Source organism: Vibrio sp. SCSIO 43137 (assembly GCF_028201475.1).
Taxonomy (GTDB): Bacteria; Pseudomonadota; Gammaproteobacteria; order Enterobacterales; family Vibrionaceae; genus Vibrio.
Genome location: NZ_CP116383.1, coordinates 2,972,087 through 2,987,723, shown reverse-complemented (window position 1 = coordinate 2,987,723; position 15,637 = coordinate 2,972,087). Strand labels below are relative to the sequence as shown.

Annotated in this window: 16 protein-coding genes; 7 read left to right on the top strand and 9 right to left on the bottom strand. The window is 45.3% G+C overall.

All coding sequences use genetic code 11. The features are described 5' to 3' along the window. The first annotated feature begins 318 nt into the window (after positions 1-318). The 5 genes from cgtA (at position 319) to folA (ending at position 4,067) form a co-directional block, all read left to right on the top strand. Entirely contained in the window at positions 319-1,485 is a 1,167-nt protein-coding gene (gene cgtA, locus PK654_RS13945) for an Obg family GTPase CgtA (RefSeq protein WP_271696469.1), read from the top strand. Between the two features lie 186 nt (positions 1,486-1,671). Next, on the top strand, positions 1,672-2,082 hold the full coding sequence (tnpA, locus tag PK654_RS13940; protein WP_271696468.1) for an IS200/IS605 family transposase: 411 nt from the start codon (positions 1,672-1,674) through the stop codon (positions 2,080-2,082). A gap of 205 nt (positions 2,083-2,287) precedes the next feature. Next, positions 2,288-3,073 carry a threonine/serine exporter family protein gene (locus PK654_RS13935; RefSeq protein ID WP_271696466.1) on the top strand — a complete coding sequence of 262 codons (786 nt, stop codon included), beginning with the start codon at positions 2,288-2,290 and terminating at the stop codon, positions 3,071-3,073. After that, positions 3,055-3,537 carry a threonine/serine exporter family protein gene (locus PK654_RS13930; RefSeq protein WP_271696465.1) on the top strand — a complete coding sequence of 161 codons (483 nt, stop codon included), beginning with the start codon at positions 3,055-3,057 and terminating at the stop codon, positions 3,535-3,537. Before PK654_RS13935 ends, PK654_RS13930 begins: the two co-directional genes overlap by 19 nt. A 47-nt stretch (positions 3,538-3,584) precedes the next feature. Continuing rightward, on the top strand, positions 3,585-4,067 hold the full coding sequence (gene folA, locus PK654_RS13925; RefSeq protein WP_271696464.1) for a type 3 dihydrofolate reductase: 483 nt from the start codon (positions 3,585-3,587) through the stop codon (positions 4,065-4,067). A 50-nt stretch (positions 4,068-4,117) separates the two neighbouring features. On the opposite strand, the gene apaH is transcribed toward folA, so the two are convergent. From apaH to lptD, 6 genes are all read right to left on the bottom strand, one after another. After that, positions 4,118-4,927: a bis(5'-nucleosyl)-tetraphosphatase (symmetrical) ApaH gene (gene apaH, locus PK654_RS13920; RefSeq protein WP_271696463.1), complete on the bottom strand. Its 810-nt coding sequence runs from the start codon at positions 4,925-4,927 to the stop codon at positions 4,118-4,120. A gap of 9 nt (positions 4,928-4,936) precedes the next feature. Further along, the gene (gene apaG / locus PK654_RS13915; protein ID WP_271696462.1) at positions 4,937-5,317 is read right to left on the bottom strand and encodes a Co2+/Mg2+ efflux protein ApaG; all 381 of its coding nucleotides are present in this window, start codon (positions 5,315-5,317) and stop codon (positions 4,937-4,939) included. 85 nt (positions 5,318-5,402) lie between these two features. Then, entirely contained in the window at positions 5,403-6,212 is an 810-nt protein-coding gene (gene rsmA / locus PK654_RS13910) for a 16S rRNA (adenine(1518)-N(6)/adenine(1519)-N(6))-dimethyltransferase RsmA (RefSeq protein ID WP_271696461.1), read from the bottom strand. Next, positions 6,202-7,203 (bottom strand): 4-hydroxythreonine-4-phosphate dehydrogenase PdxA, encoded by a 1,002-nt coding sequence (pdxA, locus tag PK654_RS13905; RefSeq protein ID WP_271696459.1) that lies wholly within the window; start codon positions 7,201-7,203, stop codon positions 6,202-6,204. The genes rsmA and pdxA overlap by 11 nt, the downstream gene beginning before the upstream one ends. Further along, positions 7,203-8,495 (bottom strand): peptidylprolyl isomerase SurA, encoded by a 1,293-nt coding sequence (surA, locus tag PK654_RS13900; protein WP_271696458.1) that lies wholly within the window; start codon positions 8,493-8,495, stop codon positions 7,203-7,205. Before surA ends, pdxA begins: the two co-directional genes overlap by 1 nt. 57 nt (positions 8,496-8,552) lie before the next feature. Then, on the bottom strand, positions 8,553-10,892 hold the full coding sequence (gene lptD / locus PK654_RS13895; protein WP_271696457.1) for an LPS assembly protein LptD: 2,340 nt from the start codon (positions 10,890-10,892) through the stop codon (positions 8,553-8,555). 147 nt (positions 10,893-11,039) lie between these two features. Here lptD and djlA point away from each other — a divergent pair, with 147 nt between their 5' ends. Then, positions 11,040-11,885, top strand: a complete 846-nt coding sequence (djlA, locus tag PK654_RS13890) for a co-chaperone DjlA (RefSeq protein WP_271696456.1) — start codon at positions 11,040-11,042, stop codon at positions 11,883-11,885. A 43-nt stretch (positions 11,886-11,928) separates the two neighbouring features. Continuing rightward, the gene (locus PK654_RS13885; RefSeq protein WP_271696455.1) at positions 11,929-12,465 is read left to right on the top strand and encodes a DUF924 family protein; all 537 of its coding nucleotides are present in this window, start codon (positions 11,929-11,931) and stop codon (positions 12,463-12,465) included. Positions 12,466-12,522: 57 nt separating this feature from the next. Here PK654_RS13885 and PK654_RS13880 read toward each other — a convergent pair whose 3' ends face one another. The 3 genes from PK654_RS13880 to leuD all read right to left on the bottom strand — a co-directional run bounded on the left by PK654_RS13880 (position 12,523) and on the right by leuD (position 15,634). Next, positions 12,523-13,896 carry an IS4 family transposase gene (locus tag PK654_RS13880; RefSeq protein WP_271695076.1) on the bottom strand — a complete coding sequence of 458 codons (1,374 nt, stop codon included), beginning with the start codon at positions 13,894-13,896 and terminating at the stop codon, positions 12,523-12,525. A gap of 133 nt (positions 13,897-14,029) precedes the next feature. After that, a complete protein-coding gene (locus PK654_RS13875) occupies positions 14,030-14,812 on the bottom strand; it encodes a DUF547 domain-containing protein (RefSeq protein ID WP_271696454.1) in 783 nt (260 codons plus the stop codon). 219 nt (positions 14,813-15,031) lie between these two features. Then, positions 15,032-15,634 (bottom strand): 3-isopropylmalate dehydratase small subunit, encoded by a 603-nt coding sequence (leuD, locus tag PK654_RS13870; protein ID WP_271696453.1) that lies wholly within the window; start codon positions 15,632-15,634, stop codon positions 15,032-15,034. Between the last annotated feature and the right edge of the window lie 3 nt (positions 15,635-15,637).

The window sequence follows — 15,637 nt, the reverse complement described above, 5'->3', positions numbered from 1 at the left end:
TCGGCGGGGTTTTTTATTTATAACAGAGAACAAAGAAAGTCATTCATATGTGTTCCCACGCAGAGCATGGGAACAAGTGTGGTTGCTAGTAACTCGTTTCCACGCAGAGTATGAGAGCGGGTACGGTTGCTAGTTACTCTCGTTCCCACGGTCCTCCGTGGGAATGCATATAGGAATTGGCTAAAAGTATGGTGACTTTCTTTGTGTTCTAATGAGCAGATAGCATTGGATCTTGGGTGATCGATCTGATTGAAACTTGGATCTGCTAAAATTGATATTGTCAGACAGATGATATTTGCACCCAGAGCGGAGTAAAAAATGAAATTCGTAGATGAAGCGGTAGTTAAAGTAGAAGCCGGTGATGGCGGTAATGGTGTTGTCAGCTTTTGGCGGGAAAAATTTGTCGCTAAAGGTGGCCCGGATGGTGGTGATGGCGGCGATGGCGGTGATGTATACCTGCAGGCCGATGAGAACCTGAACACCCTGATTGATTACCGTTTTCAACGCTTTTATGCCGCAGAGCGTGGTAAAAACGGCAGTGGTGGTAACTGTACCGGTAAACGTGGTCAGGATACTGTGCTTAAAGTACCTGTAGGAACTCGTGCTGTAGATATTCACACTAACGAAGTTGTTGGTGAAGTGGCTGAACATGGCAAGAAAATCATGGTTGCCAAAGGTGGCTGGCACGGGCTGGGTAATACCCGCTTTAAATCCTCGGTAAACAGAGCGCCACGCCAGAAAACCATGGGCACCAAGGGTGAAGTCCGCGAACTGCGTCTGGAGCTTCTGCTTCTGGCTGATGTTGGTATGCTGGGTCTTCCGAATGCCGGTAAATCAACCTTTATCCGATCGGTTTCTGCGGCTAAACCTAAAGTGGCTGACTATCCGTTTACTACCCTTATTCCTAGCCTTGGTGTGGTAAGTGTGGTTCCGGAAAAGAGCTTTGTTGTTGCTGATATTCCGGGGCTGATTGAAGGCGCTGCAGACGGTGCCGGTCTTGGTATCCGTTTCCTGAAACATCTGGAACGCTGCCGTGTTCTGCTACATATGATTGATATTCTGCCTATTGATGAGAGTGATCCGGTGCAGAATGCCCTGACCATCATTGATGAGCTGGAGCAGTACAGCGAAAAAGTGGCCCAGAAACCACGCTGGCTGGTATTCAATAAAACTGACCTGCTTCCTGAAGAAGAAGCGGATGAGAAGATCCAACAGATCCTTGATGCCCTAGGCTGGGAAGATAGATTCTTTAAGATCTCTGCTGTAAACAAGCAGGGTACTAAGGAGCTTTGCTACCAGTTGGCTGACTTTATGGAATCACTACCTAAAGAAGAAGCTGAGCAGTCAGAAGAAGAGAAAGTCGACTTTATGTGGGACGACTACCACAAAGAAGCCATGTCAGGTAAAGATGTGGTTACTGAAGATGACTGGGATGACTGGGATGATGAAGAAGATGACGGCCACGTTATCTATGTACGTGACTAGTTAAGTTATATTTGAAAACCGCAATGTGATGTTGCGGTTTTTTTGTATATAGAAAACCCCCAGTTAGGCTGGGGGTTCCGTTAAGCTTACAGCTATAAGTCAGTTATAAATCCCCTTTCAATTTGTTAAAAACACCTTGTGGTCTGGCAACTACAAGAGTTAAACAAAAATTGAAAGGGGGTCCCAATGGGGGACGAAAAGAGCTTAGCGCACACGCGCTGGAATTGTAAGTATCATGTAGTCTTCGCACCGAAGTATAGAAGACGAGTGTTCTATGGAGAAAAGCGAAGGGTTATAGGAGAGATATTAAGAAAGCTATGTGAATGGAAAAATGTGAACATTATTGAAGCAGAGTGTTGTGCAGATCATATCCATATGCTTTTAGAAATACCGCCCAAAATGAGTGTTTCATCGTTTATGGGATACTTAAAAGGAAAAAGCAGTTTGATGCTATATGAACGGTTTGGAAACATGAAGTTCCAGTACAGAAACCGAGAATTTTGGTGTCGAGGGTACTATATAGATACAGCTGGCAAAAACACCCGCAAGATACAAGATTACATAAAGCATCAACTAGAGCAGGATAAAATGGGATAACAATTGTCGATCCCGTATTCAGGTAGCCCGTTTACGGGTCGCAAGTAACAGTAATATGCAAATGTCAGATCATTATGCGCCTGTTAGGGCGCTGCCAGTAGGAGAGCCTTATAGGCGCATATGAAAAACCACCGGCTATGCCGGTGGATGTTTTTTGTTTTGTAAGTTTGAGTTTATGTCGTTAGAGGGAATTAAGGGAGGAGCAATGGAACCGCAGTTGACGGTAGAGAGCCAGCAGAGAGCACTTTCACGTCTGGTGGCGCAGGCTGGGCAGATGCTACTGGCTCATGGTGCTGAAAGCACGCTTGTAAATGATATTATGAGGCGCATGGGGCTGGCGGCGGGAGCCAACGAGGTGGAAGTCTCTTTGTCCGCCAGTTCGTTAGTCGTGACTACTTTTATTGATGACAGGTGCATGACGACAACCCGTCGCTGTGCTGATCGCGGCATTAATATGAGAGTTATTACCCAGATTCAGCGTATCTGCATCATGATGGAGAAAGGGGTTGTTAATGCTTCTCTGGCGCAGAAGCGCCTTGATGATATCAGCCCGGAACGTTATAACCGCTGGCTGGTAGTGTTTATGATCGGCTTGTCGTGTGCCTGTTTTAGCCATTTAGCCGGTGGAGATAGGCTTGTATTTATGATGACTTTTCTCTCATCGGCAGTAGGTATGATAGTGCGGCAGGAGATAGGTCACCGTCACTTTAATCCGCTACTCAACTTTGCAGTAACGGCCTTTGTTACTACTTTAGTTTCTGCTCAGGCAGTTATCTATGAGATCGGTAATATGCCTTTTATAGTAATGGCTTCTTCGGTACTTATGTTAGTTCCCGGTTTTCCCTTGATTAACTCTGTTTCTGATATGGTTAAAGGCTATATCAATATGGGCATCGCAAGGTTTGTGATGGCCAGCATGCTGACTCTGGCTACAGCGTTAGGGATTATTGGTGCCATGACACTGGCTGGCGTATGGGGGTGGGTAGGCTAATGGATCTGTTGTTCGCTTTACTAAATGATATGTTCTTTGCAGCCATACCCGCTGTAGGTTTTGCCATGGTATTTAATGTTCCCCAGAAGGCTTTGCTATATTGTGCTATTGGTGGTGCTGTCGGGCATGGTTCGCGCTTTTTAATGTTGCAGTTTGGTATTCCTATTGAGTGGGCCACCTTTTTTGCCGCTACCTTGGTTGGTATTATCGGCGTTCACTGGTCACATAAATTTCTGGCTCACCCTAAGGTATTTACCGTTGCCGCTTTAATCCCCATGGTTCCCGGTGTGTTTGCCTTTAAAGCTATGATTGCCTTAGTTGAGATAAACAGCCTTGGTTATACTACGGAACTGGTGGCTATTTTGCTGGAAAACTTCCTTAAATCTATGTTTATAATCATAGGATTAGCCGTCGGGCTGGCAATGCCGGGGCTGCTATTTTATCGCAGAAGGCCTGTGGTATAGGGACAGCAGTTTTTTTCAGGGAAACTTTATCAGGACAATAACACAAGATGAAAATTAGTATGATTGCCGCAATGGCAAACAACAGAGTTATCGGAAAAGATAACCAGATGCCGTGGCACCTTCCGGCCGATTTTGCCTGGTTTAAGCGCTGTACCATGGGTAAACCTGTGGTTATGGGGAGAAAAACCTATCAGTCTATAGGCCGTCCACTACCCGGACGCCACAATATAGTGATTAGCAGGGATCCTTCAGTCTCTTTTCAGGGCACAACCGTAGTGTCGTCGATTGATGAGGCTTTTAAGTTGGTTGCCGGTGAGGCTGAGGTGATGATCATTGGCGGTGGTTCTATATACGCCAGTTGCCTTGAAATAGCCGACAGACTCTATCTTACCCATATAGATCTTGAGGTTGATGGAGATACTCAGTTTCCGGATTGGGGAGAAGGCTGGCAGGAGTGCTTTTCAGAAAACTATTCTGCTGACGAGAAAAACCGTTTCGATATGAGATTTTCGATACTGGACAGAGCCTGATTAGCCCATCAGGGGACTTTAGACCGGGGCAGAACTCGCCCCGGAAAAGCTTATCCGGTTAAACTCTTTTGACGGAAAAACTTCTTATCTTCCCAGCGAAACATGGTTAGCTCGCCACCCCATACACAACCAGTGTCCAGCCCGATAACATCCTTTCTCTGACAGCCCATAAGAGCGGCCCAGTGACCAAACAGAATGGTTTTCTTGACCTTCTTTCTGCTTTTAAGCTTAAACCATGGCAGCAGATCATCCTGATTAAGCTCCTGAGGTGGTTGCTTGCAGAGCATATCCAGCCGGCCGTCAGGATAACAGAATCGCATTCTGGTAAAGGCGTTAATAATATAACGGTATCTCTCTATCCCTTTAAGTTTAGGGCTCCAGAGGTCGGGAGTGTTGGAATACATTTGCTCGATGAGTGATGCCCAGTTGTCACTGCAAAGAATCTCTTCTACTTCTCTGGCACAGGCTCTGGCGGTTTTCAGGTTCCATTGCGGGGAGATACCGGCATGACAGACGACAAAGTCATCGTGCTCTGCCAGAAGAGGCTGTCTTCTTAACCAGTCGAAAAGCTCCTGCTTATCATCGGCAGAAAAAATGGCCGCTGTTTTATCTTTTTTCTTTAAAGGGTGAACACCAAGAGAAACTGCCAGCAGATGCAGATCATGATTGCCGACAACGGGTCGGGCTGCATCACCGAGTGATTTGATAAAACGTAATGTTTCCAGAGACTTTGGTCCTCTGGCGACCAGATCACCTGCAACCCATAAAATATCTTCTGCAGGATTAAACTTTGCTTTATTTAGTAGTAATTCCAGTTCGTCGAAACAGCCCTGAATATCTCCGACTATATAGTTTGCCACGGCTTATCTCTAGTTAAGTATGTTGGGAATAGCTAACCGAAACGGGTCGATTATACAGTGAAACTCATCACCATGCTGATCATGCATAACGTACAAACCCTGCATAACACCTAGTGGTGTTTCCAGCGCTGTTGCACTGGTATAGGTGTACTCATCGTTAGCAGCGATAACGGGCTGCTGACCCACTACGCCTTCACCTTCAACAGAGATCTGTTTGCCATTGGAATCCGTGATTAACCAGCGACGTTCCATTAACTGAACTGGCTGGTTACTCAGGTTTTTGATGGTAATAATATAAGCAAATATATAGCGATTTTTATCCGGCTGAGATTGCTCAGCTATATATTTGCTTTGTACCTGACACTTAACACAAGGCTGGATTCCGTCCATATAAACCTCACTATAGTTATTCCTTTATATATACCCAAGTATCTTGGGTATATAGCACTATAGCATTAACCTTGCGGACTGATGATCAGTTTTTATGGTTCGCATCCAGCCAGTTTGCCATATCGACAAACTGAACCAGAGTCAGGTTCTCCGGGCGCATACTAGGGTTGATGCCCAGGCTTTCCAGAGTCTCAGCATCCATCAGGCTTTTATAACAGTTACGTACGGTTTTACGTCTCTGGTTAAACCCGTCGCGGCACACTCTGTCCAGCCATTTCAGGCTGGTTGTCGGATGTGGGATATCTTCATAAGGTGTTAAGCGCACTACAGCAGAATCTACTTTCGGCGGCGGAACAAATGCAGTCGGCGGAACTTCAAGAACCGGAGTCACTTTACAGTAGTACTGCGCCATAACGGTTAAGCGGCCATAGGCTTTACTTCCCGGCCCTGCTGCTAAGCGGTTAACCACCTCTTTCTGCAGCATAAAGTGCATATCCTGAACATCTTTATGAAATTCGAACAGATGGAACATCAACGGCGTTGAAATGTTGTATGGCAGGTTGCCGAAAATACGCAGCTTATTGTTCGGTCTCACAAGCTGGTTAAAATCGAACTGCATCGCATCACCTTCATGTATGGTGAGCTTAGATGCCAGATCAGGGTGGTTACGCAGTCTTTCTGCCAGATCTCTGTCTAGTTCAATAACAGTAAACTTATCGACTTCTTTTCCTACCGGCTCGGTGATAGCACCAAGTCCCGGACCGATCTCCACCAGATTTTGTCCCGGTCTTGGGTTAATGGCAGAGACGATACCGTCAATAATATAAGGATCATTCAGGAAGTTCTGACCAAAACGTTTCCGCGCTTTGTGTCCTAAGTGGACATCATTTCTCATCTTTGTTCTCAACTAATTCAATGGCGTATTTTAGAGCAGTCTGAAAACTTCCTGTGTCTGCCTGCCCGCTACCCGCTAGATCCAGTGCTGTACCATGATCTACCGAGGTTCTGATAAATGGCAGACCGAGAGTGATGTTTACGGAGCGGCCAAAGCCTTTATATTTTAATACCGGCAGTACTTGATCATGATACATGCCAAGTACTGCATCAGCTTGCTGAAGATACTTTTCATTAAAAATGGTATCAGCAGGCAGAGGGCCGATCAGATGGTAACCTAACTCTTCTCTCAGTCTTTCAAGGGTCGGAGTGATTGTGTTAATTTCTTCATCCCCCAGACACCCGTCTTCACCTGCGTGTGGGTTTAGTCCGCACACATAGATCTTAGGCTGCTTAATCGCAAATTTAGTGACCAGATCCTGATGAAGGATGCGGATTATACTCTCTAGCCGCTGCTTTGTAACGGCTTTTGAAACATCAGCCAGAGGCAGGTGGGTAGTTGTCAGAGCAACACGCAGCCCTTCCGTAGCCAGCATCATAACAACCAAAGGCGTATCTGATTGTTCTGCAAAGAATTCGGTGTGGCCACTGAAAGGAACACCAGCCCGGTTGATAATGCCCTTATGGACAGGGCCGGTAACCACGGCATCGAACTCACCACTGATACAGCCCTGAGCAGCCCGTTGTAATGTGTTCAATACATAGTGGCCATTGTCTTCATTTAGTACACCAGCCTGAACCGGAGCGGCTATAGGAATGTGATCAATAACCAGTGTTCCGGCAACTTGTGCCTGAGGATCTTGGTTTTGCTGATAATCCAGAAGAGTCACATCGATACCGAGCTGTTCCGCTCGCTGACTCAGCAGCTGTTTATCCGCTGATACAACAATCTGGTGAGACCAGTTGTGCTGTGACAGAGCCAGAACCAGATCCGGGCCTATACCGGAAGGTTCTCCGGCTGTAACAACAATTCTTCTGATGTTATCCGCCATTAGTTTTCTCCGTTTTCGTCCTGAATATATTCAATAAAGGCACCTGCTTTCATTTCCTGAATCCAGGCTGAGGCCTCTTCATTGAACTTGCGGTTAAACAGAATCCGGTAAGCTTTATTCTTTTGCGCTGTATCCGTCTTGTCTACCTCACGTTTATCCAGCACTTCTACGATATGCCAGCCGTGAACCGTCTTAAATGGTTCACTGATTTCGCCGACAGTCAGGGTTTCGATCTGGTGTTTAAACTCCGGTACATAGATATCAGCTGTCTGGTAACCCAATTCACCATTTTGGGCTGCTGAACCGGGATCCTGACTGTACTGAGTGGCTAACTGGGCAAAGCTTGCCTCACCGTTTTTAATACGTTCGGTGATCTCGATAAGCTGCTGCTTAGCGCCGTCATCACTAAGAATAACCGATGGCTTAATCAGGATATGTCTTGAGTTGATCTCTGTAACCGCTACCGTTTCAAGGCCTTTTACATTATCAATTTTCAGAATATGGAAGCCGACACCACTACGGAAAGGGCCGATCACTGCGCCTTTGGTCTGGGTCGTGATTTGATCGGCAAATATAGTTGGCATCTCTTCTTTACGCATCCAGCCCCAGTTACCACCTTCCAGAGCTTTAGGGCCTTTAGAGTAAGTAATGGCCATCTTGCTGAAATCTTCACCCTGGTTTAGCTTTTCGATAATCTGCTCTGCTTCCTTTTCAACGGCAGCACTGTTCTCGCTGTCATCTAGCTTAAGCTGGATATGCTGAATTTTGTACTCGACAGAGGTATTGGAGTTGTCCGAAAGCTGTTTGGTTAAGGTTTCAACTTCTGCCGGCAGAATGTTAATTCTGCGGCGGACAAGGGCGTTTCTTGCCTCAGAGATGGCTATTTCTTTGCGGATCTGCTCACGGAAGGTTGCGTAATCAATACCGTCAGGTGCAAGGGTAAGCTGAAGCTCATCCAGTGTTTTATTGTTATCCTTGGCGATTCCCTGAATAGCCTGATCCAGACGGTTATCATCAATACGTACACCAAGGCGCTCAGCTTCCTGCAACTGAATAGTATCCAGAATCAGCTTGTCTACTACCTGTTTTCTCAACACTTTTGCATCCGGTAAGGATTGCCCTTTGTTTTTCGCATTGCTGCGCAAGGTCTTTACTGCGCTGTTTATATCACTTTGCAAGATAACGCCGTCATTGACGATTACCGCTACACGATCCAGCTCAACCGGTGCTGCAATTGTGATAGCCGATGTCATACATGTCAGCCCGAGAAGGGCGTGTTTCAACAATTTCATTGATGTTTCCAAGTGTTAATTAAATATCGGGGCCTACTGCCCCGACACAGATGTTGTTTATTTGTTTAGTGAGAAAGGACGGCCGTAACCAAGGGAGGACCCTGCTCCGGATTGGCCTGCAAGGCCAGAGCCTGCGCCTACTGATGTACCAAAACCAATAATACCGAAGTTTATACTGTACTTCTGGTCATATTCTGGAGTGCCGACCCCCACAGTAGAGGTAGGCCAGCGATAGAGCTGATTACTGTATGAAAAGCCGATATACCAGCAGTCACTGGTATAGGTCATTCCTGCCAGCCACTCCAGATTGATATCTTCCGTCAGGTCATAAAAATATTGTCCGTTAAAGCGAACCTTTCTGTCGAAGGTATAACCGGTAATAAAGCCGAGTTGGTTGATGCCTTTTTTGGTAAAGGTATTCAGGTTGCTATTGTTGATAAAGTCTACATTGTTAGTAATGTAGTCTAATGAAACATAGCGATAGTTTAGCTGACTAAAGCCGTTGGTATACTTGTATTCAAGGGTACTGTCTGCCTGCTGTACATCAGAAGAGGCTGTATCATACTGAAAGCCTCCTCTATAGAAGAAGGTATCGTCATAGTTAAACTCAGCTTCCATAGCCCATGCTGAGTAGGAGGAACGGTTACTTCCCGATACGGCATCATTATAGGAACTATCCAGATAGAGGATTTGACCGAATGAAAGGTTAAGTCGTTCGCGGTAATCTTTGTCGTAGAAGCGGGTGGAAGCACCATAGCTAATCTGGTTTGCCGGAGCGATTCTGTCTACACCACTGTATCTCTGGCTGCGGAACAGGCCGTGATAATCCAGCTGCATTTTAGTTGTATCATAGCCGGCAAAGATATCTGATTGGTCAACATCCTGAATAAACAGGTACTGTACCTGCGGCTCAAGAGTTTGCGTATAACCGCTGATCAGGCTGTTATTTCTCTCCAGCACAATATCACTGTTGACCTTAAACTGAGGAACTGTACGGTGAACTGTCTTTTCCAGATTCGCATTGCTTCCCGTCAGGGCAACACCTTGCAAGTCCTGCTGATAATAGGTTTGGTAAAGTCTGGCCTCGGTAGTAAATGAGCCCCATGTAGTCGCCAGAGGTAAAGTTAGTGTTGGTTCCATATGTACCCGTGTAGCTGAAGGGCTATCCGGATCATCGGTATCAAACTGGCTTACGCTGTTTTTCATTGTAAAATCGAATTTGGAATAAAAGCGCGGCGCATAATAGTTAAAATCCAGCTGAGGCATCAGCCTGTATGCATAGGTATTCGGCGACAGTACTTGAAAGTCTCTTACCCTAAGGGTACTGTCCCAGCTATCAGAACGGTAAGAGACTTCACCTGACTGCAGAAGCTGACCATCTTCCCGTTTACCTATGCTGGAACTTAGGTCAGAGAAATAAGAGATATCGCTGACTTTTGAATAATCAATATTAAACTTCCATGCTTCCTGATAGATACCAGAGTGTCCCCAGTTAAAGCCCCAGCGCTTGCCTTTCTCTTTATTTGCCTTATCGTCAGGAAGATATTCTAAGTTTAAATCACCGCTACCAAATGTAGTTAGGTAACGGAATTTGGAGTTTAGCTGTGTACCACGTTTGGCCATATAGTTAATAGTGGTACGGAGATCGTATTCTGGTGCAAGGTTCCAGTAGATAGGGACCTGAACACTTGTACCGTCTCTTGTATCTAGCGAGAAACCCGGATAAAGGAAACCTGTTTTTCGGGTATCACCGATAGGTACCGTCAGATAGGGCAGATAGAAGACAGGAACAGGACCGATTTCAACCCGCGGGTTATAGAAGGTGGCTTCTTCCGCTTCCTGATCAATATCAATGGAGCTGGCTCTTAACTTCCATGAGTTATCACCTTCCGGACAAGAAGTCAGTGTGCCGTCTTCCAGTTCATAAAACTTCTTACCTGCCCGGTAGATAACTTCGGCTTCTCCCCGCCCTGCTTCACAGAGAAACTGATACTTGGCTGATTCCAGTGTGGCCTGATCTGTCTTTAGGTTAGTAGTGGCTTTGTCAGATGTCGTTTTTACCTGACCATCAGAGAAAAGCACATTTCCTTCAGCGACAACAATATCATCTTGCTGGTGGAGAGTAATGGTATCAGCTTCAATTCGTTTGTTGCCCTGTGTAATAACGACATCACCTTTGTATGTCGCTTTATCACCGTTTACACCTTCAAGGGTATTGGCTTCAACGTGAATAGGGGCATCATTACCGTTATTTGCAGATGAGTCAGGAATCAAGCATTGATCTGGAGAGGGCATTTCCTGCACACTATTAGATTGTTGGGATTCTGCTTGAGTAACTGGCACAAATAGAGCGGCACTGACGGACGCGGCTAAAAAAGTGCGAGGAAAACGTGGCATCGAGTTTGACTATCCTGTGTAACTTGATTCATTCAGAATTTGTAGACTGAATCTGGAAAAAAACGTTCCTTATCATAAAGGAATTTGTGGTAACAGACACTATCTGACACCCATAGACAATAAAAATTCATAGTTGAGAGCACAATAATGCACATTTTTGGCAAGATTTTAGGCTTCTTTTTTGGTTTTCTGTTTGGAGGACCATTCGGAGCACTGTTTGGCCTGTTTCTTGGGCATCAGTTTGATAAAGCACGTCGTTTAGCCCAGGCCGGTTTCCGGGCATCGAGCGCTTTTTCCGGCGGACCAAATCAGGCGGAACGTCAGGCGGAGTTTTTTAAAGCTGGCTTTGCAGTTATGGGCCATGTGGCCAAAGCGAAAGGTCAGGTAACCAAAGAAGAGATCCAGCTTGCTTCAACCATGATGGATCGAATGAACCTGCATGGTGAACAGCGCAAAGCGGCGCAAAACGCCTTCAGGGAAGGTAAATCTGCCGAGTTCCCGCTAAAAGAGACTCTGGAGCGTGTACGCATATCTGCGGCAGGGCGACATGATCTACTACAGTTCTTTCTGGAGCTACAGATTTCATCAGCATTTGCTGACGGAGAGCTGCACCCTACTGAAAGAAATGTGCTGCATGCCATCGCCAAAGGGCTTGGATTCTCGGCTCAGCAATTGGATCAACGTTTGCAGATGCAAGAGGCGGCTTTCCGTTTTCGTCGTGAAGGGGGAAGCTGGCAGGGGCAGCAGGGCGGAGCATGGCAGCAGGCGCCGTCGGCTAATCAGTTGGAAGACGCTTATAAAGTTCTCGGTATCAGTAGTAACGCTGAATCCAAAGAGGTGAAGCGGGCTTACCGTAAGCTAATGAATGAGCACCATCCGGATAAGCTGGTAGCAAAAGGTCTGCCGCCTGAGATGATGGAAGTTGCTAAGCAGAAAGCGCAAGAGATCCAGTCTGCTTATGATCTTATTAAGAAAGAGAAGAGCATCAAGTAGCTGATTGCCCCGACCTGCCTGAATAAACTGTTGGAGGAGAGTGATGGAACATTCGGTACTAAAGTTTTGGTTTGAAGAGCTAAGCGCAAAAGATTGGTTTAGTCGCAGTGATAAGTTGGATGAAGAAATTCGTCAGCGTTTTGCTGGTCTTCATCAGCAGGCTATTCAGGGAGAGCTCTATACGTGGCGTTCAAGTGCTAAGGGGCGCTTGGCTGAAGTCATCGTGTTGGATCAGTTCTCACGTAACCTGTTTCGTGATTCCCCTAAGGCATTCGCTGCCGATTCCATGGCCATTGCCCTCGCTCAGGAGGCAGTTCGTATCGGCAGTGATAAAGAACTGACTCAGCTAGAGAGAAGTTTTTTATATATGCCCTATATGCATAGTGAATCTGCGCTGATTCATAAGGTTGCTGTTGAACTGTTTGAAGCTAACGGGCAGGCAGGCAATACGGAATATGAGTACAAACATAAAGCAATTATTGACCGCTTTGGCCGTTACCCTCACCGTAATCAGGTACTAGACAGGCAATCAACGGCTGAAGAAATTGAGTTTCTTAAACAGCCGGGCTCCAGCTTTTAGTTTTCTAACCTTTCAGTTATCTAAGAAACACCACCGCCTTGGGCGGCTGTCTCTTGATCACAAGTCCTGCTCAAGAGACAGAGCGAGTTCGTAGCCTTCAAGGATGGCTTGTAGTTTGAGCCATCCTTCCCAGAGCGTCTTAACTGACGCTCTTCCATTTCTTTTGCTGTCTTTCCAACCGCCAAGTCTTGCGAGGTGTTCATAAGCCCATTTTGCTGTTGGAACCTCCTTTGGAAGTGGTGTCTTTACTCTTTTCAGCCAAAGCAACTTCCATGCTCTTGAGGACAAGATTTTCTCACAACTAACGTCTTCGATTTGCTCATTGGCAAATTTCAATTGGAAAATTCTTACTGCTAAAAACGCATAAATTGTTGCTAACCTATCTAAGTTATCTTTACTTTGTAACCGAAGCTCTTCAACTCCTGTCCCTTCAGTTTTCCAGACCTTGTGATACTCCTCAATCAACCAGCGTTTTTCGTAGTAACCAATAATTTTTAATGCATCTTCTGCACTATTAACTGGCTCATTAGTTAAAATATGCCAATTGAGCCTCTTTTCTCCATCACCGATTTCGGAGCAGCCAACATAGTTGAGAGAAATAGGAGCTCCTTTTTTGTTTGAGGGTGTTTTTAAAGTCACTGCTGCATATTTTACATCCAGAGTGACTTCACGAGCTTTCCGGCCACCCCTTTGAGCTATTTGGATTTGACGTTGCTTCACACTTTGAAGTTCTGATGCAAAGTGATAAAGCTTGTCTGAGCCTTCTTCTATATGACGGCTCATCATCGACCGCACAACAAAACGTTGCTGATTCGCCATTTTATAAATGAGGTAATCGTAGATATCGGCCTCGCGATCGCAAACTGATATTACGTTAACCATCGAGGTACCTAAACGGGCTGCCATATTGCGTGATGCTCTTTCCCATTTATAACCTTCTTTTTCTTCATAAGGTCGTTTCAACCCCTTACGACGGATACCTCGAGTCTTGATATCTCTCGTCCATCGTTGTTGTTCAACTAACCCAATAACGTCGAGAGTTTCAGGAGCAAACAGCAAAATACTATGGGCAAACAACCCCCTATAACGATTACCTTGGTTTACATGTCCTAAGTCCGCTCTAATAGAGCGATGTTTGTAGCTTAAGGTAGTTGTATCTTCTAACGCGAGAAGGAGAGGGTAACGATGAACTTGATCTGCAGTTGCTTTAAAGCCTGCTTCGGCAATATCGTCTGATGAGACATTGTCGTTCCGAATAAATCGGTAAGCGCCCTCCATACTTGCTGGAGAATGAGATGATTTCACTACCGATTTACCTGGATGCTGAGCTAAGTCTGATGCCATTTTTACAAGTCTAGCCGTTCTTCTTGGGTCTCCAAGTTTAGCATGACCAAATTGCTCTTCAGCCCAATCACTATTGCTTTTAATCATCTCAAAACCCTCAACTAAGTCCGTTAAAGATCTGATCGTAAACCAAGAATTAAGTTCAAAAAAAATCCCTCACATTATGCGAGGGACTTCTGTATAAAAGACAGCCGCCTTGGGCGGTGGTGTTGTATTACAACTACTTAGTTTCATTCAGTGACCAGTCGTAATCAAAAGATACTTTGCCAAGGGAAGCAGGCAGATCATCACGGTACTTTTTAAGGTGGTTGATTACCTCTGTTTCACCACCAAAGTCTACTGCAAACCAGTCATATATGGACGACAACTGAGTTTTACCACCATTTACCGATACGCCTTTTTGCGCATTGATAAACTCAGAAGCGGCCTTATCCAGCAGTTGATTATAGTTTTTAGCAGTAAAGGCCGATGACTGAAGGTTCGGGCAACCTAAACTGGCACAGTTAACGGCATAGTGTGTTCTCGGGTCATTCCAGATCGGGCGTAAAATTCTGTGTTCAATATCGTTCAGGGTAAGAGTTTTGCCTTCAATATCGATAATTTCCTGTCCCCATGGGCCAAAGCTGAAAAATCCACCTAGCTTAGTGATGGAAGAAACAGGGTAGTTATCCAGAATAAGATCGACAGTTAATGCGTTATACAGATTAACCCAGTAAGCATATTGCTCAGCCTTGTTAAGTGATTTTGGATTTAATGCTGCCAGATCAGAGATATAGCTTTCCAGGCTCTGCTTATCTTGAGTGGTTACTGACTTATAGTTCACCAGAGTATTTTCATTCTGCTGAACCAGATAAGTGTCGAGAAAGCTTTGCCATTTCTGATGAGATACGGTCTGGCTGTTTTGCTCATTACTCTTGTTCCAGAATGGCCAGAGGTCAGATTCCGGTGCTGAATAGGCCAATCCTGAAATCAGTGACAGAAGGAGTACAAATAGACGAGTCATAATCAATTCTCTATTGCTAAAAAGGGTATGCAATAAAGAGACAGGTTATCTATCCGATAACTTTCATTTGATCGAAAGAAAAATAGGCAGAAATAGAAAAGCCGGAAACGAAGGGGTATCGTTTCCGGCCTATTAGTTAAGTTAAAAAACTGTTCTTAATTGTGCTACAGATATTTGCCAAAGTGGCTCATATTTAGGAGCAGCAATTTAGTGGTGTGCTTACTTCATAAAGCTAGGAATGTTATCTTCGTAAGCGGCAATTTTATCTTCATGCTGAAGAGTCAGACCTATGTTATCCAGACCATTCAGCAGGCAGTGGCGGCGAAACTCATCAATCTCAAATGAGTAGGTTTTGTTGTTCGCCGTTACCGTCATACTCTCAAGATCAACGGTCACCTGTGCACCTTCATTCGCTTCAACAAAAGTAAAAATTTCATCCACTTCCTGCTCAGTTAAGCGAACAGGCACCATCTGGTTATTGATGGAGTTACCATAGAAAATATCAGCAAAGCTAGGGGCTATCATCACTTTAATGCCGTAATCAGCCAGTGCCCACGGAGCGTGTTCACGGGATGATCCGCAACCAAAATTTTCTCTGGCAAGCAGAATGGAAGCGCCCTGATAACGTGCTTCATTCATGACGAATTCCGGATTTGGTTTCTGCCCTTCATCATCCAGAAAACGCCAGTCATGGAAAAGGTGCTGACCAAAGCCAAGACGGGTAACCTTTTGCAGAAACTGCTTAGGAATAATGGCATCGGTATCTATATTGGCCAGATCCAGAGGAACCACCAGACCGGTATGATTTTTAAATCCTGACATCTT

Bases quoted from the DNA above. Each gene is read 5' to 3' on its own strand.
- cgtA (WP_271696469.1), top strand. From the start codon at position 319: ATGAAATTCGTAGATGAAGCGGTAGTTAAAGTAGAAGCCGGTGATGGC.
- tnpA (WP_271696468.1), top strand. From the start codon at position 1,672: ATGGGGGACGAAAAGAGCTTAGCGCACACGCGCTGGAATTGTAAGTAT.
- PK654_RS13935 (WP_271696466.1), top strand. From the start codon at position 2,288: ATGGAACCGCAGTTGACGGTAGAGAGCCAGCAGAGAGCACTTTCACGT.
- PK654_RS13930 (WP_271696465.1), top strand. From the start codon at position 3,055: ATGGGGGTGGGTAGGCTAATGGATCTGTTGTTCGCTTTACTAAATGAT.
- folA (WP_271696464.1), top strand. From the start codon at position 3,585: ATGAAAATTAGTATGATTGCCGCAATGGCAAACAACAGAGTTATCGGA.
- apaG (WP_271696462.1), bottom strand. From the start codon at position 5,317: ATGGACGGAATCCAGCCTTGTGTTAAGTGTCAGGTACAAAGCAAATAT.
- rsmA (WP_271696461.1), bottom strand. From the start codon at position 6,212: ATGAGAAATGATGTCCACTTAGGACACAAAGCGCGGAAACGTTTTGGT.
- pdxA (WP_271696459.1), bottom strand. From the start codon at position 7,203: ATGGCGGATAACATCAGAAGAATTGTTGTTACAGCCGGAGAACCTTCC.
- surA (WP_271696458.1), bottom strand. From the start codon at position 8,495: ATGAAATTGTTGAAACACGCCCTTCTCGGGCTGACATGTATGACATCG.
- lptD (WP_271696457.1), bottom strand. From the start codon at position 10,892: ATGCCACGTTTTCCTCGCACTTTTTTAGCCGCGTCCGTCAGTGCCGCT.
- djlA (WP_271696456.1), top strand. From the start codon at position 11,040: ATGCACATTTTTGGCAAGATTTTAGGCTTCTTTTTTGGTTTTCTGTTT.
- PK654_RS13885 (WP_271696455.1), top strand. From the start codon at position 11,929: ATGGAACATTCGGTACTAAAGTTTTGGTTTGAAGAGCTAAGCGCAAAA.
- PK654_RS13880 (WP_271695076.1), bottom strand. From the start codon at position 13,896: ATGATTAAAAGCAATAGTGATTGGGCTGAAGAGCAATTTGGTCATGCT.
- PK654_RS13875 (WP_271696454.1), bottom strand. From the start codon at position 14,812: ATGACTCGTCTATTTGTACTCCTTCTGTCACTGATTTCAGGATTGGCC.
- leuD (WP_271696453.1), bottom strand. From the start codon at position 15,634: ATGTCAGGATTTAAAAATCATACCGGTCTGGTGGTTCCTCTGGATCTG.